Here is a 22,938-nt window from a genome sequence, read left to right as displayed (position 1 = left end):
TTAAACCTGATGGAAGCGGCAGCCCCGAAGTATGAGGGCTACAGCGCACAGCAGGACTACAGCAAGCGAAACGCACTAAACGTTCATTTCCAAAAAACCTTAATTAATGAACCAACATTATGACATTCAAGTATTAAACCAACTTCTTTATAATAAACAAATCAACCACCCCCCATGCGGGCACCCCTCCTTATTAAAGGAGGGGTGTAAATCGCTTCCGGAATAAAGATCTCCAAAAAAGACCTGATTGATGAGTCCAACATCATGACGTTTAAGTATTAAGCCAAATTCTTTATAATAAACCAATCAACCACCCCCCATGCGGGCACCCCTACTTATTAAGGAGGGGAGTAAATCGCTTCTGGAATGAAGCCACCCAGGTAGCACCAGCCTGGGTCTTTAAACCTGATGGAAGCGGCAGCCCCGAAGTATGAGGGCTACAGCGCACAGCAGGACTACAGCAAGCGAAACGCACTAAACGTTCATTTCCAAAAAACCTTAATTAATGAACCAACATTATGACATTTAACTATTAAGCAACCTTCTTTAGAATAAACCCATCAACCACCCCGCCCTACGGGCACCCCTACTTATTAAGGAGGGGAGTAAATCACTTCCGGAATGAAGATCTCCAAAAAAACTGATTGATGAAACCAACATCATGACGTTTAAGTATTAAGCCAAATTCTTTATAATAAACCAATCAACCACCCCGACCTGCGGCCACACCTCTTCATCAAGGAGTGGAGTAAACCGCTTCCGGAATGAAGCCCCCCAACTAGCACCAGCCTTTGTTATTAAACCTGATGGAAGCGGCAGCCCCGAAGTATGAGGGCTACAGCGCACAGCAGGACTACAGTAAGCGAAACGCACTAAACGTTCATTTCCAAAAAACCTTGATTGATGAACCAATATCACGACATTTAACTATTAAGTCAACTTCTTTATAACAAACTAATCAACCACCCCGCCCTACGGGCACCCCTCCTTATTAAGGAGGGGAGTAAATCACTTCCGGAATGAAGATCTCCAAAAAAACTGATTGATGAAACCAACATCATGACATTTAAGCAATAAGCCAACTTCTTTATAATAAAACAATTAACCACCCCGCCCTACGGGCACCCCTCCTTATTAAGGAGGGGAGTAAATCACTTCCGGAATGAAGATCTCCAAAAAAACTGATTGATCAAACCAAAATCACGACGTTTAAATATTAAGCCACCTTCTTTAGAATAAACCAATTAACCACCCCGCCCATCGGACACCCCTCCTCAATCAAGAGCGGAGTAAACCGACGCCAGAAAGGGCAGAACTTGATTAACCATCATCATAATGGCACCAAATCTTACAATAACCCAACATGCTAAAACCACCCATCAAACGTTATTTTAACGTATACAGGTTTTGGAAACCTGTAAGGTTTGACTAACTTAGCGGCCTAACCAAAAATTCATAAAATTTACTATACATGAAAGAAGTTGTAATTGTATCAGCTGTACGTACACCTATTGGCAGTTTTGGAGGCTCATTAGCTCAATTCTCTGCTACCCAGCTCGGAGGCTTCGCTATTAAGGCTGCTATTGAAAAAGCCGGATTAAAACCCGAACAGATTCAGGAAATATACATGGGCAACGTTTTGTCGGCCAATTTAGGACAGGCACCGGCTACACAAGCCGCAAAATTTGCCGGCTTACCAGATTTACCTTCCACCACTATCAATAAAGTATGTGCTTCCGGCACCAAAGCCATTATGCTGGCCGCACAAAGTATTACAAACGGCGACAATGAAATTATTGTAGCAGGTGGCATGGAAAGCATGAGTAATGTTCCCTATTATCTGGACAAGGCAAGAAATGGTTATCGCCTGGGCCACGGACAGATTACAGACGGCTTGGTAAAAGATGGCCTTTGGGATGTATACAATGACTACCACATGGGCTCTGCGGCCGAACTTTGTGCTACTGAATGCCAAATCAGTCGCGAAGCGCAGGATAATTTTGCCATCGAATCGTACAAGAGGGCGCAAGCCGCACAGCGTTCGGGTAAATTTACAGATGAAATTGTGGCTATTGAGGTTAAAGACCGCAAAGGAGAAATTACCCTGGTGGACACTGACGATGAACCTACATCGGTTAAATTTGATAAAATACCTTCACTGAAACCTGTTTTCAAAAAAGATGGAACGGTAACTGCTGCAAATGCCTCTACTTTAAACGATGGTGCAGCAGCATTGGTTTTGATGAGCGCTGACAAAGCAAAGGAACTGGGCTTAACGCCTTTAGCTAAAATTTTAGGTTATGCTGATGCACAACAAGCACCAGAATGGTTTACAACGGCGCCTTCAAAAGCAATTCCCTTGGCTTTACACAAAGCCAATGTAAATGTAAAAGATGTAGATTATTTTGAAATCAATGAAGCTTTCTCTGTCGTTTCCATCGCCAATAACCAACTATTAGAATTGAACGATAACCAGGTTAATGTTAATGGAGGTGCGGTTTCATTGGGTCATCCGCTGGGTGCATCGGGTGCTCGGATTGTAGTTACCTTACTTTCGGTATTGGCACAAAATAACGGCAAAATCGGTGTGGCAGGAATCTGTAACGGTGGCGGGGGCGCAAGCGCAATCGTTATTGAGAAACTATAATTTTTTGCAGCGTTTTTGTGCATTTAATGATATGAAAGTGATCAGGTTTTGTATTCTTTTCATCTGCGGAACGCTAAGCCTGGGCTTAAAGGCGCAGCAAACCCCGGGCGCGTTAAATGTGTTTCAGGATAGCTTGATTAAAATATCGGCAAGGGTTACTGCTGCGCAAAGCGATGCCCAAAAACTAGAGACAAATGGCAGTTTTGTAAAAACACTGGTGGAGGCTTTAAAAATGCCTCATTCTTTTTCTTACCCTTTCGACTCACTTAAAAATGTATCGGTAATTCAATCACCCGATCAGGCTTTTAGGATTTTAAGTTGGTATGTACTGCTCGAAAACGGTACTTACCGCTATTATGGTGCTGTGCAGATGAACACCAAGAGCGGACCGTTGAAACTTTATCCTTTGATTGATCAAACCGATAATATTAACGACCCTAATGGCATTACCAACAACCAGAAATGGTTCGGTGCCAGGTATTATGAAATTATTCCGGTAACCAGCGGGAGCCGTTTGCCTTATTACGTGCTTTTGGGATGGAAAGGCAATACGCAGATGACTACAAAGAAAGTAATCGAAATTCTTGCTTTTGACAAAGACAAGCTCAGCTTTGGGGCGCCTGTTTTCGATGGCAAAGCGCTTAAAGGAAAAAACAGGGTCATATTTGAGTATGCCAAATCCAACGCCATGACCTTAAAAACAGATATGAAAGCTGGCCTGATTGTTTTTGATCATCTGGCTTCATTTGATCCGGAAATTAAGGGAAAATTTGAGTATTATGGGTCGGATGGTACTTTTGATGGTTTCAAAATTATAGGCGGAAGACTAAAGCTGCAGGAGGATATCATGCTCAATAATGATCCAGATGAGAATGATGCACTTTATGCAGACCCAAAGAAAAATATTAAACCGATCAGGAAGTTTTGATTTTTAACAAATCATTTACCTTACTCCTCACTCAAAAACTTGTGAGTTTGCCAATCGCTCACTATATTGCGCCCTGCTAAACTAACTTAAACAACACACAAATTCTGAATTCATAAACTAAAACCAACAAATGTTTTATGCAAGCATCTAATGAAACCATTAGTATAGACCATGATAAGGAACTCGACCTTCATTTAGAAAGTCAGGGCGTATCCAAAGAAAAACTATTTAGCCACCCTGTTGGCCTTTTTGTGCTCTTTTTCACCGAGATGTGGGAAAGATTTAGCTATTACGGTATGCGGGCCATATTGGTTCTTTTCCTGATTAGTGACCTGAGTAAAAACGGTTGGGGCTGGCCACGGCCAGAAGCTTTACAGCTTTATGCCATTTACACAGGTTTAGTATATTTTACCCCAATATTGGGTGGTTTAATTGCCGATAGATTTACAGGTTATAGAAAAGCTGTTATCATCGGCGCTTTTGTTATGACGCTCGGCCATGCAGCTATGGCACTTGAAGGTTTCAGCAATAACTTTTTCTATGCCGGCTTGCTATTATTGATTATAGGAAACGGATTTTTTAAACCAAATATCTCTTCCATTGTAGGTAAGCTTTATCCCCCTATCAGCGATAAAAAAGACAGCGCCTATGCCATTTTCTACATGGGTATTAACTCTGGAGCCTTCATCGGGATGTTAATGTGTGGTTACATTGGCGAAAAAGTTGGCTGGCACTACGGTTTCGGTCTTGCCGGTATTTTTATGCTCTTCGGTATGTTGCAATTTTACTTTGGACAAAAAATTTTCGGCGTAATAGGCGCTTCGGTAGATAGAGCAAAAGAAGTTGAAAAAGCAGACCCAACAGTAGAAGAAATTCCTAAAAAAGTAAGGAGCCAGCGTTTATGGGTTATTGCCATCTTATCTGTCTTTACCATTTTCTTCTGGATGGTATTCGAACAAGCCGGTGGTTCGATGACTATTTTCGCTAAAGATTATACGCTTAGAAATTTAACCGGCGGTGCGGCAACCACTTTTAAGTGGGTAGACAGCGTTCTTACAATATTTCCACTGGTAGCCGTAACTTTTGTATTATTCTCATTAGCCAGAAAAATATTTAAAAAATATCCGGCAACCATTTTATTTACCTTATTAAGCTTTGCCATTATCTGGGTATTAGCCATCTGGAAAGTAAGTCGGGAACTGGGTTCGGTAAGCACCGAAGTACCTGCGTCATGGTTCAGCGTCCTTAACTCATTCTTTATTGTTTCTTTAGCGCCAATTGTTTCTAAAATCTGGGAAACTAAATTTAACCCAAGCGGTCCTGTAAAATTTGGTTTTGGTCTTATCTTCGTAGGTATTGGCTTCGCAGGATTGGCTTACGGAGGTTCTGCTATTCCACAGGGAGCTACATCGGCTCAAGTAAGTCTGTTCTGGCTTGTATTCGCTTATTTCTTTCATACTGTTGGCGAACTTTGCATTTCTCCGGTTGGTTTATCTTACGTAAGTAAACTTGCACCATCCAATTTAGTAGGTTTAATGTTTGGTGTATTTTTCACCTGTACCGCCATCGGTAATTACCTTGCAGGTGCCACCGGATCGCTGATTGATAAAATCAGTTCGGCTTATTCCATCTCAACCTTCTTTTTAATCTTCACCATCATTCCTATTGTAGCAGGCTTTATTATGTTCGCCATAAGTCCATTGTTGCGCAAATGGATGCATGGAGTTCACTAATTTAAAAAATACTTTTACTCAAAAGCCCGATATTTGTCGGGCTTTTCATTTTTAAACCTATTTAATGGAAAAAATAGTTTCAATAGAAGAAATTCAAAATTTTAAAGGCAAGTACCCAAAACAGCTCTGGCACTTGTCATTGGTTGAGATGTGGGAGCGTTTCTGCTTTTATGGAATGCGTGGCGTATTGGCTTTCTTCATGGTAGAGCAACTGGGTTTAAGCGATCAGAAATCTAACCTGCAGTACGGAGCTATACAGGCTTTTGTTTATGCATTTACCTTTATAGGTGGCATTTTCGCCGATAAGATTTTAGGCTTTAAAAAATCGTTGTTTTGGGGCGGTACTTTAATGATTATCGGGAACCTGATCCTGGCTTTCTCTCCACACGATCTGTTTTATGCAGGCATTACCTTATCTATTATAGGAACCGGTTTTTTCAAGCCCAACGTTTCATCAATGGTTGGCGAATTGTACCATGAGACAGACAATCGAAGAGACGCGGGCTACGGGCTTTTTTATGCCGGTATTAATGTTGGTGGCTTACTGGGCGGCGCCATGTGTATCTACCTTGGTAAATATTACAACTGGCATTTGTGTTTCTTATCGGCCGCATTGGTGATGATGTTTGGTTTAGGCACATTCATTTTTACTAAAAAACACCTCGGACCAATCGGTAGTTCTCCATTGCTGCACCTTAAAAAATCAAAACAGCAGCTGTATGAAACAGCCGTTTATGTAGGTTCGGTGTTGTGTATTCCATTGATTTACATCATGGTGAAAAATACCGATTTTACTGATTATTTTATGTATACGATCGGCATTATTGCCCTGGTATATTTCTTATACGAAACCTTTAAAATAAAAGATAAAAAAGTCCAGTATAAATTGTTGGCCGCTTTTGTATTCATCTTCTGTTACTTCATTTTTATGGCCATATCTGAGCAGAGCGGTGGTTCGCTTTCGTTATTTGCAAAGGACAACCTGGATCATAAAATCCTCTTCTTTAATATTGATCCTAATGTGGTAAACAACAGCGTTAACTCATTTTTTGTGATCGTTTTCAGTCCGGTTGTAGGTATTTTATGGCTCGGTCTGTATAAGCGTAAAATTGAACCTAATACGGTAGTGAAATTTGGATTGGGCTTCCTCCTGTTGGCTTTAAGTTTTTATGTCTTTTACGCCACCAGATTCTTTGCCAACGCCCAGGGGATTAGCTCCCTAAACGTATTTACCTTCGCTTATTTATTATTGACACTAGGCGAACTCTGTTTGGGACCGATAGGGATGTCGATCATTACCAAATTATCGCCAAAGAAGATGTTCGGCATGATGATGGGACTTTGGTTTTTATCAAGTGCTTTCGGGCAATTGGCTGCCGGTAAACTCGGTGCAGAAATGTCGAGTATTGATAATGCAACATTAACCACTAAATTGATGGCTTATACTGAAGGTTATAAAACGCTGGCATTATATTCTTTAATCGCGGGTTTGGCATTAATTATTTTTTCGCAACTGGTTAAAAAGTTAATGCAGGAGGTGAGGTAAGAAAGACATCGTTTCGAGCAGAGTGGAGAAATTTATCCGATAAATGATTGGCTATTGAGATATGTGGAGATTTGAAAATGAAGGGACAGTATTTCTTGGAGGCCTGATGCCCCGCTCTTTGTTTCAAGTCCTCGCCCTCATACTTCGGCCTCCGGGCTTCACACGCCGATCGGGTTTAGAAACAATAGTTTAGCAAATAAAATCTAATCTGTGCCAGAGCGCTGAAATTAGCGGGAAACCATAGAGGCTAAAATATACGGGAAATAATGGTATTAAAATAAATCCTGAGACAAGCCCAGAATAACGATCGAGGGGGACAAATCACCTGAATTCATGAAAATTCATGATGATTTCATATTAAATATTTACTTTCGCACGTTAAAAGCTAAGAAACGGTAAACCAAACAAAGGCCAAAGCTTATTTTATTTAAAAACCACAACACACGTGTCAGATAGTTTAGTCATCATTCCCACCTACAACGAAAAGGAAAACATCGAAAAAATCATTAGAAAGGTTTTTTCTTTAACACAGCCTTTTCATGTTTTAATTATTGATGACGGTTCTCCTGATGGAACTGCTGAAATTGTAAAATCATTAAAAAGAGAATACGAGGGGCACTTATTTATTGAAGAACGGGCAGGCAAACAAGGTTTAGGCACCGCATATATTTATGGCTTCAATTGGGCATTGCAACATGATTATGCCTATATTTTTGAAATGGATGCCGATTTTTCTCATAACCCTGAAGATTTACCGCGTTTGCGCGAAGCCTGTGTAAACGGCGCAGATGTAGCCATTGGCTCGAGGTATGTTAAAGGTGTGAATGTGGTAAACTGGCCAATGGGCAGGGTTTTAATGTCGTATTTTGCTTCCATGTACGTGCGTATCATTACCCGGATCAACATTCAGGATGCTACTGCCGGTTTTAAATGTTACCGCAGGATTGTGCTCGAAACTATCCCGCTAAACAAGATCAGGTTTGTAGGTTACGCCTTCCAGATCGAAATGAAATTTACCGCCATTAAATTTGGCTTTAAGGTAGTTGAAGTTCCGATCATCTTTACCGATCGTACTGAAGGAACATCAAAAATGAGTACCCGCATTTTTAGGGAGGCTTTTTTAGGTGTAATCCAGATGAAAGTTTCGAGTTGGTTCAGAAACTATAGCCGGAAAGCTTAAGTTTGAAGCTGGAAGTTTGGAGTTTAGCACTAAATTCAGGACTTTCCTTTAGACTCCCGTATCATTGTACCAAAATCCTGTCCTTTATCCATTGCCTTGACAGTCATTACTATTCTCTTGGTACGCGTAGCTTCTGTTTTAGCCTGGTTAATCCAATTGATATAATAGTTTTGGTGCGATTTAGGTTGTTTTAAAAAGTTTTGGATTAAATGCGCTTCTTCTGAAAGGCAGATTTCAAGATCTTCAGGCATTTCAATTTTAAAATCTTTATCTTCTTCCAAAGATAATTCTACAACTGCCCCGGCTTCTTTTTTAAGTTTTTTTCGTACATCGCTTTTTAAAGCTATAATAAAATCGCCCTCTCCCATTGGCAGAACTGCCATACCGATAATTTCCAACTGATCTATCTTTCCCTTCACCCTGAAACTCTTTTTACAGTTGGGTTTAATTCCGTTGGCTAAAGCAGCCGGAATAAATACATAACTCCAGCCCGTTTTTTCGCCCATGGTTTCGAAACGTTCTATTTCTGCTTTGAAATGGATCATGAGTTTAAATATAGAAATTCTATTGAAGAAAAAACATTAACGATACAATCGTTTAGCTATTACGCACGCGTTTAGATACGCGCGCAAACGAAAAGATTCTTTCGACTCCGCTTATCAGAATGACAAGAAAATAAACAACCCAATGAAATTGCTTTACTAAAAAGTCGGGGCAAGCTTTTGTTCCTGCCCCGACAATGATCTCAACTAATAGTTTCCTGTAACACCAATCTCTAATCCTCTGAGTTCGGCAAGACCTCTTAATCGCCCTATAGCCGAATAACCCGGATTGCTTACTTTGGCCAGGTCATCCAACATCTGGTGACCATGATCGGGCCGGAAAGGGATGGCCTGATCGCGTATTGCGTTTTCTTCAGTGAGCGCTTTCATGATCTCGTACATATTTACATCGCCACCTAAATGGTCGGCTTCATAAAAACTGCCGTCTTCATCTTTTTTGACGTTACGCAAATGTGCAAAATATACCCTTTCTTTAACCGCATTAAAAATTTCCAAGGTATTATTCCCCATACCGGCACCTAAGGAACCTGTACAAAAACAAACACCGTTAAAAGCCTGGTCCACTTCTTTAATAATGTAATTAAAATCTTCGAGTGTACTTGCTATTCTTGGTAAGCCTAAAATGGCATAAGGTGGATCATCCGGATGGATGGTCATTTTGATGCCTTCTTCGGTACAAACCCCGGCAATAGATGATAAGAAAAACTTCAGATTCTCTTTCAAACCCTGTGTTCCAATCGCTTTATACTCATTAATGCTGTTGCGCAGGGTTTCCAGTTCAATTTCTTTTTCGTTCGGGATGCCCATTAACACATTGATGCGGAGATCAACCAGATCCTGTTCAGTCAAACTGGCAAATTTAGCGGCAGCCCGATCTAAAACAGATTTTGAATAATCTGCCTCCGCCCCTTCGCGCTTTAAGATATAGAGATCAAAAATGGCCAGATCGATCCAGTTGAAATAAAGTGCCTTTGATCCATCGGTCATTTCGAGATCGAGCTGTGTACGTGTCCAATCTAATACCGGCATGAAATTATAACAAACGATCTTAATACCGCAGGCCGACAGGTTGCGCAAAGAACTTTTATAATTTTCGATATACTGCCCGGCATCGGCCCTTCGGGTTTTAATGGCTTCGTGTACGGGAACGCTTTCTACTACCGACCAGGTTAAACCTGCAGCCTCAATAATAGCTTTTCTTTCCCGGATATCTTCCAAAGGCCAAACTTCGCCATGCGGAATATGATGTAATGCTGTTACAATTCCTGTAGCACCTGCCTGTTTAACATCTTGCAGGCTAACCGGATCATTAGGGCCATACCAACGCCAGGTTTGTTCTAATTTTTTCATGATATATGATTACACTGATTTATATGATTGCACTGATGAGCTGATTTTAAAAATTTTCACGGTAAATCCATTCTTAAACGCCGGAGAATGCGGTAAATCCACCATCTACTTTAATATTTTCACCGTTTACAAATTTAGCGGCGTCACTCAGCAGGTATACCAATGCTCCGATTAACTCTTCGGGTGCACCAAAGCGTTTAAATGGGGTTTTTGCAATGATGGCCTTCCCCCTTGCGGTTAAAGAACCATCATTATTGGTTAATAATACCCTGTTCTGGTTGGTGATAAAAAAGCCAGGCACAATGGAATTTATCCTGATTTTATCCTGGTAACGGTTGGCCAGCTCAACAGCCATCCATTTGGTAAAACAATCTATTGAAGTTTTGGCGAGTGAGTAACCCAATACGCGTGTAACGGCCTGATTAGCGGAAACCGATGAAATATTGACGATACTTCCTCCATTTTTTGCGATTTCTCTTCCGAAAATCTGCGTAGGTAAAATGGTTCCGAATAAATTGAGGTCAAATGCCTGTTTCAGGGCTGAAATATTAAGGTCAAAAATATCGCTTCCGGGCTGGATTACTGCCTCGGCAATATTACCACCTGCTGCATTCACCAATGCATCTATCCGCCCGTATGTTTTGATGATTGTTGTATTCGCATCTATCAGTTGCTGTTCATCCAGTACATCGGCAATAATATAAATCGCTTTACCGCCTGTATCAATTACCTCTGCTACCCTTTGTTTAGCCACCTCTTCGTTTCTCCCGATCACCACGATGGTGGCTCCGGCTGCGCACAAACCATTAACAAATGCCTCACCCAAAACACCTGTAGCCCCGGTAACAACTACTACCTTATTTTCCAGTGAGAACAGGCCTCTAATTTCTTTTATCATATTTAATGTCTTATAATATTATATTCAATTCTGATCTATCTCTTCAATACTGCACAAGCATATATCATTCTTTCAAACAACCACCGCCGGGACTGGATTTTATTTTTTACTTCTAAGCAAAGCTTCCAGATAATAATAATCGGCATAATTGATCGGTACATCTATCTCGGATTTGGCCGGACGATGCCCCGTACTATGGGTTAAAATGAAACCATAGTTTGAACCAATTTTACCCGTATATTTTGTTGTGAGTGAGTGTAAGATCTTATCGGCTGCCGCTTTATATTTTTTAGCGTGGGCCCTGTACTTTGCCAGCTCATAAAGTGCAGAAGCGGTAATGGAAGCAGCAGATGCATCTCTTGATGTTTCAGGGATTTTCGGATCATTGTAATCCCAATAAGGAATTCCGTCAACAGGGGTAATTTTATTGTTCAGGATAAAATCTGCAATTCCATCAGCCTGAGTTAAATAAACCCTATTTTTAGTTTCGCGATAACACATGGTATAACCATATAACGCCCATGCCTGTCCCCTGGCCCAGGCGGATTCGTTTGCATAACCCTGTGCCGTTACTTTCTGAAGCACTTTACCTGTCAGGGTATCGTAATCGATAACGTGGTAAGAACTAAAGTCAGGTCTGAAATGGTTTTTTAAAGTGGTATTGGCATGCGTTACCGCAATTTTGTAAAAAGATGAATCGCCCGTTAACCTTGTGGCTTCGAACAAAAGTTCAAGGTTCATCATATTATCGATAATTACCGGATATTTCCATTTATCGCCATTATGATCCCAGGATTTGATCACGCCTGCGGTAGCATTAAACCTGGTTGATAAGGATTTTGCGGCCTGGATAATTACCGCACTGTAAGCCGGATCGCCTGTTAAGCGGTAGCCATTACCAAACGGGCAATAGATCATGAAACCCAGATCGTGTGTTCCTTTATTAAACTGCTCCGGCTTGATGTCTTCAGTATACTTTTTAGCCAATTGCAGCCATCTTTTATCCTTTGTATATTGATAGAAATACCAGAGTTCAGCCGGGAAAAATCCGCTGGTCCAGTCTCCGGATCCCACCATTTTAAACTGTCCGTTTTCTACCGTACGTGGCGAAACCAGGTTAGGCTTCACTTTCCGTGCCGAATCTACATTTTTGATCAATACATCGGTTTGTTTGGCAGCAGCTGCAAAAGCCTTTGCTACATTTAATTGCTGAGCCTTTACTATACTGAAAGACAGCATACTTAATGCGATTGTTATTAATTTCATCTTCATGTTACAACCAGATTAATAACTTACGGATAGTAAAGGGCTGCCTACTGCTTCCAATGGTATGCTTTGATCTCATTTTACCCTCCATAACTTTTTAAAACGGCCTGACACCTATTTGTATTTTACCTGCATCTGATCATAAAAATCCTTCAGCACAAAAAATGCTTTCTTTTTCTGACCTGTTTCACTAATCAACCCTTTACGGTTCCAAAAATTCTGATAGATCGGGTGCTGTCTCCGTGGCGACCTGAAATCGGTTAAGATCCATGGCGTCATGCCGCGCAAGGCACCGATTTTGCTCAACATCGTTATCTGGTTTTTATATAAGGCCTCCTGGTATTCTTCACTCCAGCGGGTATTTTCATCGGCATGGAAACCAGCCAAAGCGCCACCACCGAATTCTGAAATCACAACCGGCTTTTTATATTTGATATCGAAATTGTATTTGACAATTTCGGATGGGTTACCACCAGAGTACCAGCCAGCATATTCATTAAAACTAACCAGATCTATTTTTTCGCCCAGAGGATCATTTAATACCATATTATTTCCTTCGCGGTGTACCTCTAAAGCAGCGGCAATCAAACGGGTATCATCCAATGCCCGGGCAGCTTCAGCCAAATTGCTCATAAAACTCAAACGGGCATCGCTTAGCGGCGTTTCATTCCCGATCGACCAGACAATTACACTTGCCCTGTTTTTATCGCGTACAATTAAATCAGTCAGTTGCTTTTTGGCGTTAGCATAGGTTGCGGGATTGGTCCAGCTGATGGTCCAGTAAACAGGCACTTCGGCCCAAACCAGTAAGCCCATTTCATCAGCAAGGCGGATCATCTCTTCATTATGCGGATAATGCGCCAATCGCACATAATTACAATTCAGGTCTTTAGCCCATTGTAACATCATACGCATATCTCCTTCTGAGCGTAGACGCCCGGCTAAAAGCGGATTCTCATCATGGAGTGATATCCCTCTTAAAAAAACAGATTTACCGTTCAGCAGAATGCTATCGCCGTTGACCTGAATGGTTCTGAAACCAATTTTATCATTGATATTTTCTTTATCACTTTTAATATTTACCTCATATAATTTCGGTGTTTCCGGCGACCATAAACTTAAATTGTTCCAGATAAATTCGTCAGCTATTTTACCTTCGCTATCTGTTTTATATTTCCTTTCAAGCTTAAGTTCGGGGATGGACAGCGTAATTTCCTGACCGGCGGTTGCATCAGCCAGTTTTGCCGAGAAATTTAACAGGTTATTATTTCCCTTTACCAACTGCAGTTTGTAATCACTGATAAAATGCTCCGGAAACTCAGCTAAAAAAACATCGCGGGTAATGCCTCCATAATTCCACCAATCGGTATTTACCGTTGGGATTTCATCCTGCCTGCGGATATTATCGACCTTAAGTACAATGGAGTTTTCGCCAGTTTTTAAAGTATTTGTTACATCAAACTGGAACGGGGTAAAACCGCCTTTGTGCACGCCAAGTTTTTTCCCGTTAAGGTAAACATGTGCTTCGTAGTTTACCGCTCCAAAGTAGACGAAATATTTTTTTCCTTTTTCGGGTTTTGCCTCAAACTTTCTGCGCAGCCAGATATTACCTTCGTAAAGTTCTAATTTTTCTGATTGCGAATTCCAATCGCCCGGAACGTTCATTTGTGGCGAATGGTCAAAATCATATTCAATCAGTTCTGATTTGTCTTTCTGCACTTTATCATCATAAAAACCTCCGGATCCACTTTTAGACTGATCAAAAGGATCATGACGATAATCGTAATAACCATTTTCGTACGGATCTATAATATAATTCCATTTCCCATTAAGACTCTGTATTTTCCGGCCCTTAATGTTCTGTATAGCCGTAACCTGACCGTAACTGAATGAGGAAAGAAGCGAAAAGCAGATTAAAAATACGCTATAGGTTGTTTTTAGCATAACTTAAATTTTAATATGATTAATTGATCGTTTCAAAACTAACAATTAATTGCGGACGGTTTCGCTTACGCTGGCCTAAATTTGAGCATTATTATGTTTTTGCCTGGTTGTATTGCGCTAACGAATTTAGAAAAGCTAAATAGATTAATTGATTTCAAGTGAACCAAAACAGGCCAAAAACACATTGAAATCCTATTTCAAACGTTTGAAATAATGGCATTTTTTCTTAATTATGCATAGCGATCGGAAAAGATAATGAACAATACACCCATAACCCTGAAATTCTTGGCTGAAAAGTTAAAGATGTCAGTTTCTACGGTATCAAAAGCCCTTAATAATTACCCCACCATAAATGCATACACGAAGCAGCGTGTTCAGGAAATGGCACGCGAGCTACATTTTACGCCCAATAAATCTGCCATCAACTTAAAGGAAAAGAAATCACGTATTATTGGAGTAGTCCTGCCCAACCTTTTAGACCACTTTTTCACCAGAAGTATTGATGGCATAGAACAAGTAGCAACACAAAATGGATACAATGTGATCATCAGTCAATCGCATGATGAGCTGGCAAAGGAGATACAATCGGCAAATATGCTGTTAAGGAGTCGTGTTGACGGTTTAATTGTGGCCATTTCGAAACAAACACAGGATTTTGCACACCTTAATCAGTTTGAAAATATGGGCATTCCGGTAGTTTATTACACACGCAACCCGAGTTTTAATTTAAGCTGCCACAAGGTTTTGGGCAACACTTTTCAGGGTTGCTATGAGGCCACCAAATTTTTGATCGACAGGGGGCATACCAAAATTGCTTATCTGGGCGGCCCAAAAATGACCAATTTTACACACGACCGTTTTAATGGCTATATTCATGCCTTAAAAGATAATAATGTCCCTTTTTCAGCAAAATTTGTTGCTTATACTGATTTTGACAAGGAAAATACCATCGCTGCAATTAAGAATTTATTTGCCGATCCAGACCATATGCCTACTGCACTTGTGGCTTTTAAAGAACCCATTCTTTTTGATGCCATAAAATACCTGAAATCATCAAACCATCCTAACTTTGATAAAATTGAAAGCATAGGTTTTGGAAACAATGCATTTATCAATTACCTCGATTCGCCCCCTATCGCCTCGATTGAAGAGAACCCCGAATCGGTAGGTGAAAATGCCATTAAACTCCTGCTCCGGTTAATCAATAAGGAAATCGATATGAAAAACCATCAGAAGGTGATGGTGGACTGTAAGTTAGTGGTGCACGGGTAAGCGTTTGGTAAAAGGCGTTTGCCGTTTTGTTCGCAGCTTCTGTGCTTTCTGTACTGTCAGGTGTTACCATCTGACTGTTTTTTGCTTTCCTTTACACCTGATCTATTTATACAGTGTAAGATGGAAACATCTTACACCACTTAACAATACTAATTAAACGATATCGTACTGCTATTCACTTGACTTCTGTGCCGCTCGTTATACACAAATGCTACAACAATTAATAGCCCTGCAATTCCTTCAAAAGCAACCACCACCTGCGTACCGAAAAGATGAGCCAGATAACCCATCAACAAGCTGCCAATTGGCAACACGCCCTGATACGCCATAATATAGTAACTCATGGTCCTTCCCCTCATTGCATCATCGGCATGGGTTTGTAAATAAGTGTTAATAGATGAATTTTGGGCCATCAAACCCAGAGCAGCTAAACTGGTACAAACTAATGCGAGAATAAGTGATGGTGATATGGCGAGTGCCACAACGGAAACAGCCAGCAAAACACCCGACAACATGACAATTTTCTGCAGATTCTGACCTGCTTTTAATGTAGCCATATAAATGGCCCCAAAGAAAGCCCCAAATCCGGCAGCACTTTCGAACCAGCCAAATGTTGTAGCATTTCCGCTGAAAATATCTTTTGCAAAAACGGGTAACAAAGTAGTAAAGGGGATGACCAGTAAACTTGATGCAGCCATTGTTAATACCATGGCAGCCAGGTCCGGCGATGATTTAAGGTAATCATATCCTTTTTTAAGGTCAACCCAGATATTTTCCGTTGACTTTTGATGCTCGGTAAGTTTAAGCTTCATCATCACCATGCATGCTAATACTGCGATAAAACTGATAAAATTGATGATAAAACAGATATCCTCTCCTAAGGTACTTAAAATCACTCCTGCCAGCGCCGGACCAATTAGCCTGGCCGCATTAAACATAGAAGAGTTAAGCGCAATGGCATTGGGCAAATCTTCTTTATCATCAATTAAATTTACCATTAACGATTGGCGTGCCGTCACATCAAAAGCATTTACCAGGCCCTGAACCAGCGAAAGTGCTGCAATCCAGAACATATCGTACACTTTAAACCAGATCATTAACGCCAGGGCGCCAGCCTGCAACATCAGAATTACCTGGGTAATCACCAATATTTTATATTTATTGTGCCTGTCTACATAACTTCCTGCGTAGGGCGCCAACACCAGAGAAGGAATTAAACTTAAAAAAGTAATCAATCCCAATAAAAAAGCTGACCCTGTTAAACGGTAGACCAGCCAGCTAATGGCAACACGCTGCATCCATGTACCAATTAATGAAATGGCCTGACCTGTAAAAAACAGCCTGTAATTATAATGCCTTAACGAACGAAAAATACCCATGATTAAAATAGTAAAGTAACTTTACAAAAATACAAAACATGAAAACAATACTGAAGCCAAAAAATACAATTTTTATCATTTTAAAATCAAAAATTGAGCATTATAAAAAGCCGCCGCCATTTATGATTAAAAATAAAGCGCTATCTTTGTAAAGTATATTTACCAACAGAATGCCAACTCAAACACAAGAAATTGCTGCAAAGTTAAGAAGCACGGTTACCCGCTTAACCAGGGCGTTACGCAAACAGAACGTAAGTTCAGAATTTAGCAATGCAGAAATATTAACCATGTCGCTATTGGAGCAACATGGCAAATTGCTGTCTACGGAACTGGCTGACATGGAAAGGGTATCTAAACAGGCCGTTTCTCAGATCATCAACCGACTTTTCGATGCCAAATGTGTAGCACGATTCCCCAGCGAGGAAGATAAGCGAAAAGTTTTTATCGGATTAACCGAACTTGGAGAAAAACATCTTATTGCCACCCGAAAGATAAAAGAAGAGTGGCTGGTTCAAACTATGGAAAAAATCTTTTCTTCAGAAGAAATCAATTTGATACAGGCTTTCTTGCCATTACTTTCGCGACTGGTAGAACACAATGATGCAAAGACATAGTTTTTCTTTTTCCCGTTCGCTAAATAAGCCTTATCTTGCAACCTTAAATGGCACTGTATTTCACCTCAATTAATTCAGGCAGCAATGGCAATTGTTACTACATTGGTAATGATCATGAGGCTGTTTTGGTTGATATTGGCCTGACCTGCAAAGAGGTTGAAATCCGCATGAACCGTTTAGGGCTGTCTATCAGTAAAGTAAAAGCAATCTTTATCTCGCACGAGCATAGCGATCACATCAAGGGCTTAGCCGTTTTTGCTAAAAAATACAAACTCCCCGTTTACATTAGTACACCAACTTTAAGAAACAGCAGGCTTCTGCTCGACGCGAACAACACCTTTTCCCTTAGTCACCAGCAACATATTCAGATCGGCAGTTTAAAAGTTGCTGCTTTTTCTAAATTCCACGATGCAGCCGACCCCTACAGCTTTACGATTGAATGTAACGAAGTACGTGTTGGTGTTTTTACAGATATAGGCTCAGTATGCGATCGCCTGATTGCACATTTTAAAAATTGCCATGCCGCTTTTTTAGAGGCTAATTATGATGCACAAATGCTTGAAAACGGCAGCTATCCTTATTTTTTGAAGAGAAGGATTACAAACGGCCACGGCCACCTAAGCAATACGCAGGCTTTAGAACTGTTCATCAATCATAAAGCGCCGTACATGAGCCACTTATTATTGAGCCATTTATCAAAAGACAATAATGATGCAGCCCTTGTGGAAAAACTTTTCAAAAATGTAGCAGGCAATACTTTTATCAAGGTAGCTTCAAGACATGAAGAAACGGAGCTTTATTACGTTAGCAATAGCCAAAACACGCCGGAACCTTATTCTTTCGATCCAAGTCTTTACCAGCCGGCACAGCTCAACCTGTTTTAACATCTCGAATCAAAAACAACTGCACTTTTTTATAAATGATTAGACGGCTTCGACTATCTGAGATAGTCAACCACTATTCGACAATAAAACACCAATAAACCGTCAATAAATTTATTTTTTTCAAAAACTTTTTATCCGGGCAGGCGTTATATATATACTTCATAAATAGTTTGTTTGGTTTATTTGGGGCTTATGGATTTAAGCCCCTTTCTTTTTTTAACCGTCACATTACAGGCTAGCCATGGTTTCATGCTGAGTTTATTTTACAAGTATAAATCGTGGTTTCAATTGCCCTGTAGCTACCTCGCGGTCAGCATCTTAATTACAGCTAAGACTCTGAAATAAATCTGACAGTTATCGAATCGGGGTGACCACCAGCTTAAGCAAATATTAACCTAGAAGCTGCAAATACTAATTGAACTTCGGTTAATAAACAAAAAAAGGCAAAATGGCTATTTACCACTTTACCTTTTAATTATTTGTTGAACGAAAGATCAAATCAATCTTTCCCTTTTACATCATCCATTTTTCATCCCTTTATAGGAATTTGGTAATGGCTTCATCAGTAGGTTTTGTTTTTGAACGGAAACGGTGTACCAACTCACCTTTTTCGTTGATTAAGAACTTCTCAAAATTCCACTTGATATCGCCCTGCTCTTCGGTATTGGTCTGAGATGTTAAATATTTAAATAATGGACTGATATCATTGCCTTTCACGCTGCTTTTTTCGGCCAGCAAAAAGGAAACATTGTACTTTCCGGTACAAAATTCTTTAATTTCTGCATTGGTAGAAAATTCCTGACCGCCAAAGTTACCTGCAGGGAAACCGATTAGTACTACTTTTTTACCATATTGTTTCTGAAGTTTTTCTAAATCTTCATACTGCGGTGTGAAACCACATTTAGATGCGGTATTAACAATCAAGATTTTTTTGCCTTTAAATTTAGAAAGTTTAATTTCCTTGCCATCAATGGTTTTGAAGCTGAAATCGTAAACATTTTTTGGTGGCGACACCAATAAGTTTAATAGGATTAGAATAGTGCTGATCATCGTTTTTTTTAATTTTATATACGAATATAGCCACAAATAGTTTTTACAAGTGTGATTTGCATGTAAATTAATGTATTAGCTACCAATTATGTCAAATTCTTGCCACTATTGAGCTATTATATTATCGAACATTATTCCTGATGCGGAAATGGAAGTGCGGGTGTTCTGGTGGTAATTGGTCTTGCTACCGCTTATTTCCCCGTTGCGCAAAGGACTATTCCGCTATTATCAGACTAGTTAATAACAGGTTATTGTCTTTTGTAACCCAAGTTTGGCACAAAGCTGATAAAACCGCAATAGTAGTAAAAACCAGGCCACCTAAACCCAGTGGAGCGGAAAACCACGAGACCGGGGAATGGCGGTAGCGGATTTGAAGCAACAGCCGGGAGTAAGCCTTAGCTACCCACCACCGAAACTGCTTTTCAAAAAGAATTAAAATCAGATTAAAACCGACTGATAATCCTATATATTTTACCAACATTTAAGATTTTTTTTGTATTAAATTCTCATCGGGTTTGGATTTGTGCCCTAATTATAGCTTTATTTGCACAAAAACGTATTTCATGGCCAAAAATTTATTAATCGTCGAGTCACCCGCAAAAGCTAAAACTATTGAAGGCTATCTAGGTAAAGATTTCCTGGTGAAATCTAGCTATGGCCATATCCGTGATTTAGTTAAAGGTGATATGGCGATTGATATCAAGAATAATTTTGCCCAAACCTACGAGGTGCCTGCCGATAAGAAAAACGTGGTTTCTGAACTAAAAAAGCTAGCTAAAGAAGCCGAAATGGTATGGCTAGCATCCGATGAGGACCGCGAGGGAGAGGCCATTTCGTGGCACTTATTCGAAACTTTAGGTCTGAAAGTGGAGAAAACAAAACGTATCGTTTTTCATGAAATTACCAAACCGGCCATTTTAAAAGCAATTGATAGTCCGAGGGGAATTGATTATAACCTGGTAAACGCTCAACAGGCACGCCGTGTGTTAGATCGTTTAGTGGGTTTCGAACTTTCTCCTGTTCTATGGAAAAAAGTAAAACCATCACTTTCTGCAGGCCGCGTACAATCGGTAGCGGTACGTTTAATAGTAGATAGAGAGCGTGAAGTTTTAAACTTTAATGCTACTGCTGCCTATAAAATTACCGCTCAGTTCTCAACCGGAAAAGGAAAAGAAATGGTAAAGGCAGAACTTCCACAGCGTTTTGAAAATGAGGCTGAGGCAGAAAAGTTTCTGCACGACTGTGTAAATGCTAAATTCGATATCACCAGTTTGGAAACAAGGCCTGCCAAACGCAATCCTGCAGCTCCATTTACCACTTCTACCCTACAGCAAGAGGCCTCCAGAAAATTAGGTTTTTCGGTAGCACGAACCATGCAGGTAGCGCAAAGATTATATGAGGCCGGTAAGATTACCTACATGAGAACAGATTCGGTCAACTTATCAGAAACTGCTGTTAATGCCGCTGCCGCCGAAATTAAATCAGCTTATGGCGAAAAATATCATCAGCCAAGGGTATATAAAACCAAATCGGCAGGTGCACAGGAAGCGCACGAAGCCATCCGCCCTACTTATTTCGACAGACATACGGTAGATGGTGATATTTCAGAAAAGCGTTTGTACGATCTGATCTGGAAACGTTCTATTGCATCGCAGATGAGCGAAGCATTATTCGAAAAAACCACAGCCCAGATTACTGCATCAACCAGAAAAGAACACCTGGTAGCTGAAGGTGAAGTATTAAAGTTCGACGGCTTTTTAAAAGTTTACCTGGAATCTACGGACGATGATGAAAACGAAGAAAAAGAAGGTGGTGCCATTTTACCTCCTTTAGCAAAAGGTCAGGAATTATTTTTAAAAGAAATGCAGGCTACGGAGCGTTATTCCCGCCCGCCAGCCAGATATACTGAGGCCAGCTTGGTTAAAAAACTGGAAGAACTTGGTATTGGCCGTCCATCTACCTACGCTCCAACTATTTCTACGGTACAAAACCGTGGTTATGTAGTAAAAGAAGATAGAGATGGCAAAAAGCGCAATTTTACGGCTATTGTTTTAGCAGATGGAAAAGTAAAAAAAGAAATTAAATCAGAAATTACCGGTGCTGAGAAATCAAAACTCTTCCCAACTGATATTGGTGAAGTAGTAAACGATTTTTTAGTGGAGCATTTTAAAGGAATCGTCGACTTCAACTTCACCGCAAAGGTGGAGAAAGAATTTGATGAGATTGCACAGGGGTTACAGGAATGGACCAAAATGCTGCACTCGTTTTATAACCCCTTTCATACCGAGGTAGAAACAACACTCGAAACTGCAGAACGTGCCACCGGCGAGCGATTGCTGGGGGTAGATCCGGCAACTGGTAAAAATGTATATACCAAGGTTGGGAAATTTGGCCCTTTGGTTCAGATCGGAGAATTGGATGATGAGGAAAAGCCGCGATATGCCAGCTTAATGCGCACGCAGTCTGTCGCAACCATTACTTTAGAGGAAGCGCTGGAACTGTTTAAACTTCCTTTCCAGCTCCCTGATTTCGAAGGCAAAGAGGTAATGGTTGGGGTTGGCCGTTTTGGTCCATACGTTAAATGGGGCGAAAGCTTTATTTCTCTTCCTAAAAACGAAGAACCCTTATCGGTAACTTATGAACGCGCAGTTGAAATTATCAAAGAAAAAATGGATGCCGATGCACCTATTGCTTTTTACGAAGGTTTAGGCGTAACAAAAGGAAAAGGCCGCTTTGGTCCCTTTATTAAATGGAACGATCTCTTTATTAATATCCCTGCAAAAGGATACGATTTCGATAATTTAAGCCAGGAGGATATCAATACCTTAATTAGCAAAAAAGTAGAAAAAGAGGCCAATAGGTACATCAAAACCTGGGATGCCGAAAAAATTTCTATTGAAAATGGCCGTTGGGGCCCGTTTATCCGTTTTGGTAAACAGATGCTTAAATTACGGAATAATGAGGCAACCAAGCAAAAATATACACCGGAAGAACTGGCCGATATCGATTTGGAAACAGTTAAGAAAATGATTGTGGAACAAGTGCCAAACGCTTTTGAAACGAAGAAAAAAGCACCGGCAAAGAAAAAAGCGGCACCGGCAAAAAAGGCAGTTGCAAAGAAAAAATAGGCCAGGATTAAATGATTTTAGGATTCTCTCATCCAAAATAAATTATACAATTAACCAGTTTAAACAGTTAACCCAGTTGAAAGCAGATTTACCTGAAAATATAGTTGAAGATATTGCCATGGCCGTTGTTTTGATGGGTGAAACACCCGAAGTAAAAAACTGGACGGTTTATCTTGTTAATCTTAAAAACGAGCCCTTAACCAATGTATTGATCAGCTCTAAAGGTTATGGTGAAAAAGATGGCAAGCAGGTAAAAACTTCCATGTTAAGACACTTTATTGGCGATATGGAAGCCAATTCTTTTGCAGGAGTAGAAGCCATTGATCCGGAAGTTTTTGGCTTAACTAACGAATATTGGTTAAGTTATTACATCGGCAATACCATTTACGATAAAAAATTTATATTTCTGCCTGAAAGCATTATCGATTCTAATCTGATCAAAATACCTTTAGTGAATAAACCTGGAGTGATGATTAAATAGTTTGGGGTTTGGAGTTTCGACTCCCCAGTCAAATTCAGTAAAAAATTATTCTTATACACGCTTAAGTCGCTAGTA

The 22,938-nt window shown here is 40.3% G+C and carries 17 protein-coding genes; 10 read left to right on the top strand and 7 right to left on the bottom strand.

What is annotated here, in order from left to right; all coding sequences use genetic code 11:
• Window positions 1–1,471 precede the first annotated feature (1,471 nt).
• The 5 genes from ACFE6N_RS17560 (at window position 1,472) to ACFE6N_RS17540 (ending at window position 8,034) form a co-directional block, all read left to right on the top strand.
• The gene (locus ACFE6N_RS17560) at window positions 1,472–2,647 is read left to right on the top strand and encodes an acetyl-CoA C-acyltransferase (RefSeq protein ID WP_378938551.1); all 1,176 of its coding nucleotides are present in this window, start codon (window positions 1,472–1,474) and stop codon (window positions 2,645–2,647) included.
• Window positions 2,634–3,575, top strand: coding sequence for a hypothetical protein (locus ACFE6N_RS17555; protein ID WP_378938549.1), 942 nt, complete (start codon window positions 2,634–2,636; stop codon window positions 3,573–3,575). Before ACFE6N_RS17560 ends, ACFE6N_RS17555 begins: the two co-directional genes overlap by 14 nt.
• Before the next feature lie 137 nt (window positions 3,576–3,712).
• Entirely contained in the window at window positions 3,713–5,308 is a 1,596-nt protein-coding gene (locus ACFE6N_RS17550; RefSeq protein WP_090980012.1) for a peptide MFS transporter, read from the top strand.
• Window positions 5,309–5,372: 64 nt separating this feature from the next.
• The gene (locus ACFE6N_RS17545) at window positions 5,373–6,854 is read left to right on the top strand and encodes a peptide MFS transporter (protein ID WP_378938547.1); all 1,482 of its coding nucleotides are present in this window, start codon (window positions 5,373–5,375) and stop codon (window positions 6,852–6,854) included.
• Window positions 6,855–7,299: 445 nt separating this feature from the next.
• A complete protein-coding gene (locus ACFE6N_RS17540; protein ID WP_378938545.1) occupies window positions 7,300–8,034 on the top strand; it encodes a polyprenol monophosphomannose synthase in 735 nt (244 codons plus the stop codon).
• A 35-nt stretch (window positions 8,035–8,069) separates the two neighbouring features.
• On the opposite strand, the gene ACFE6N_RS17535 is transcribed toward ACFE6N_RS17540, so the two are convergent.
• The 5 genes from ACFE6N_RS17535 to ACFE6N_RS17515 all read right to left on the bottom strand — a co-directional run bounded on the left by ACFE6N_RS17535 (window position 8,070) and on the right by ACFE6N_RS17515 (window position 14,055).
• Window positions 8,070–8,579 (bottom strand): YdeI/OmpD-associated family protein, encoded by a 510-nt coding sequence (locus ACFE6N_RS17535; RefSeq protein ID WP_378938543.1) that lies wholly within the window; start codon window positions 8,577–8,579, stop codon window positions 8,070–8,072.
• Window positions 8,580–8,783: 204 nt separating this feature from the next.
• A complete protein-coding gene (gene uxuA / locus ACFE6N_RS17530; protein WP_378938541.1) occupies window positions 8,784–9,947 on the bottom strand; it encodes a mannonate dehydratase in 1,164 nt (387 codons plus the stop codon).
• Between the two features lie 73 nt (window positions 9,948–10,020).
• Entirely contained in the window at window positions 10,021–10,845 is an 825-nt protein-coding gene (locus ACFE6N_RS17525) for an SDR family oxidoreductase (RefSeq protein ID WP_378938539.1), read from the bottom strand.
• A 99-nt stretch (window positions 10,846–10,944) separates the two neighbouring features.
• Window positions 10,945–12,117, bottom strand: coding sequence for a glycoside hydrolase family 88 protein (locus ACFE6N_RS17520; protein WP_378938537.1), 1,173 nt, complete (start codon window positions 12,115–12,117; stop codon window positions 10,945–10,947).
• Between the two features lie 108 nt (window positions 12,118–12,225).
• Window positions 12,226–14,055 (bottom strand): glycoside hydrolase family 2 protein, encoded by a 1,830-nt coding sequence (locus tag ACFE6N_RS17515; protein ID WP_167543437.1) that lies wholly within the window; start codon window positions 14,053–14,055, stop codon window positions 12,226–12,228.
• A gap of 255 nt (window positions 14,056–14,310) precedes the next feature.
• On the opposite strand from ACFE6N_RS17515, the gene ACFE6N_RS17510 reads away from it, so the two are divergent.
• Entirely contained in the window at window positions 14,311–15,327 is a 1,017-nt protein-coding gene (locus tag ACFE6N_RS17510; RefSeq protein WP_378938535.1) for a LacI family DNA-binding transcriptional regulator, read from the top strand.
• A 149-nt stretch (window positions 15,328–15,476) separates the two neighbouring features.
• Here the strand turns inward: ACFE6N_RS17510 and ACFE6N_RS17505 are convergent, their stop codons facing one another.
• Window positions 15,477–16,706, bottom strand: a complete 1,230-nt coding sequence (locus ACFE6N_RS17505) for an MFS transporter (protein WP_378938533.1) — start codon at window positions 16,704–16,706, stop codon at window positions 15,477–15,479.
• A 170-nt stretch (window positions 16,707–16,876) separates the two neighbouring features.
• Between ACFE6N_RS17505 and ACFE6N_RS17500 the strand changes: the two genes are divergently transcribed.
• Together ACFE6N_RS17500 and ACFE6N_RS17495 are read left to right on the top strand one after the other, a co-directional pair.
• Entirely contained in the window at window positions 16,877–17,320 is a 444-nt protein-coding gene (locus ACFE6N_RS17500) for a MarR family winged helix-turn-helix transcriptional regulator (protein WP_293741348.1), read from the top strand.
• Between the two features lie 47 nt (window positions 17,321–17,367).
• Window positions 17,368–18,204, top strand: a complete 837-nt coding sequence (locus tag ACFE6N_RS17495) for an MBL fold metallo-hydrolase (protein WP_378938531.1) — start codon at window positions 17,368–17,370, stop codon at window positions 18,202–18,204.
• A gap of 537 nt (window positions 18,205–18,741) precedes the next feature.
• Here the strand turns inward: ACFE6N_RS17495 and ACFE6N_RS17490 are convergent.
• Window positions 18,742–19,254 (bottom strand): glutathione peroxidase, encoded by a 513-nt coding sequence (locus tag ACFE6N_RS17490; protein WP_378938529.1) that lies wholly within the window; start codon window positions 19,252–19,254, stop codon window positions 18,742–18,744.
• Between the two features lie 563 nt (window positions 19,255–19,817).
• Here ACFE6N_RS17490 and topA point away from each other — a divergent pair.
• On the top strand, window positions 19,818–22,382 hold the full coding sequence (topA, locus tag ACFE6N_RS17485; RefSeq protein ID WP_378938528.1) for a type I DNA topoisomerase: 2,565 nt from the start codon (window positions 19,818–19,820) through the stop codon (window positions 22,380–22,382).
• A gap of 76 nt (window positions 22,383–22,458) precedes the next feature.
• Window positions 22,459–22,863 carry a hypothetical protein gene (locus ACFE6N_RS17480; protein WP_378938526.1) on the top strand — a complete coding sequence of 135 codons (405 nt, stop codon included), beginning with the start codon at window positions 22,459–22,461 and terminating at the stop codon, window positions 22,861–22,863.
• Window positions 22,864–22,938 lie beyond the last annotated feature (75 nt).

It is taken from the genome of Pedobacter sp. BG31 (assembly GCF_042464845.1).
Lineage (GTDB): Bacteria > Bacteroidota > Bacteroidia > Sphingobacteriales > Sphingobacteriaceae > Pedobacter > Pedobacter suwonensis.
This window is presented reverse-complemented; position numbering and strand designations above follow the sequence as displayed.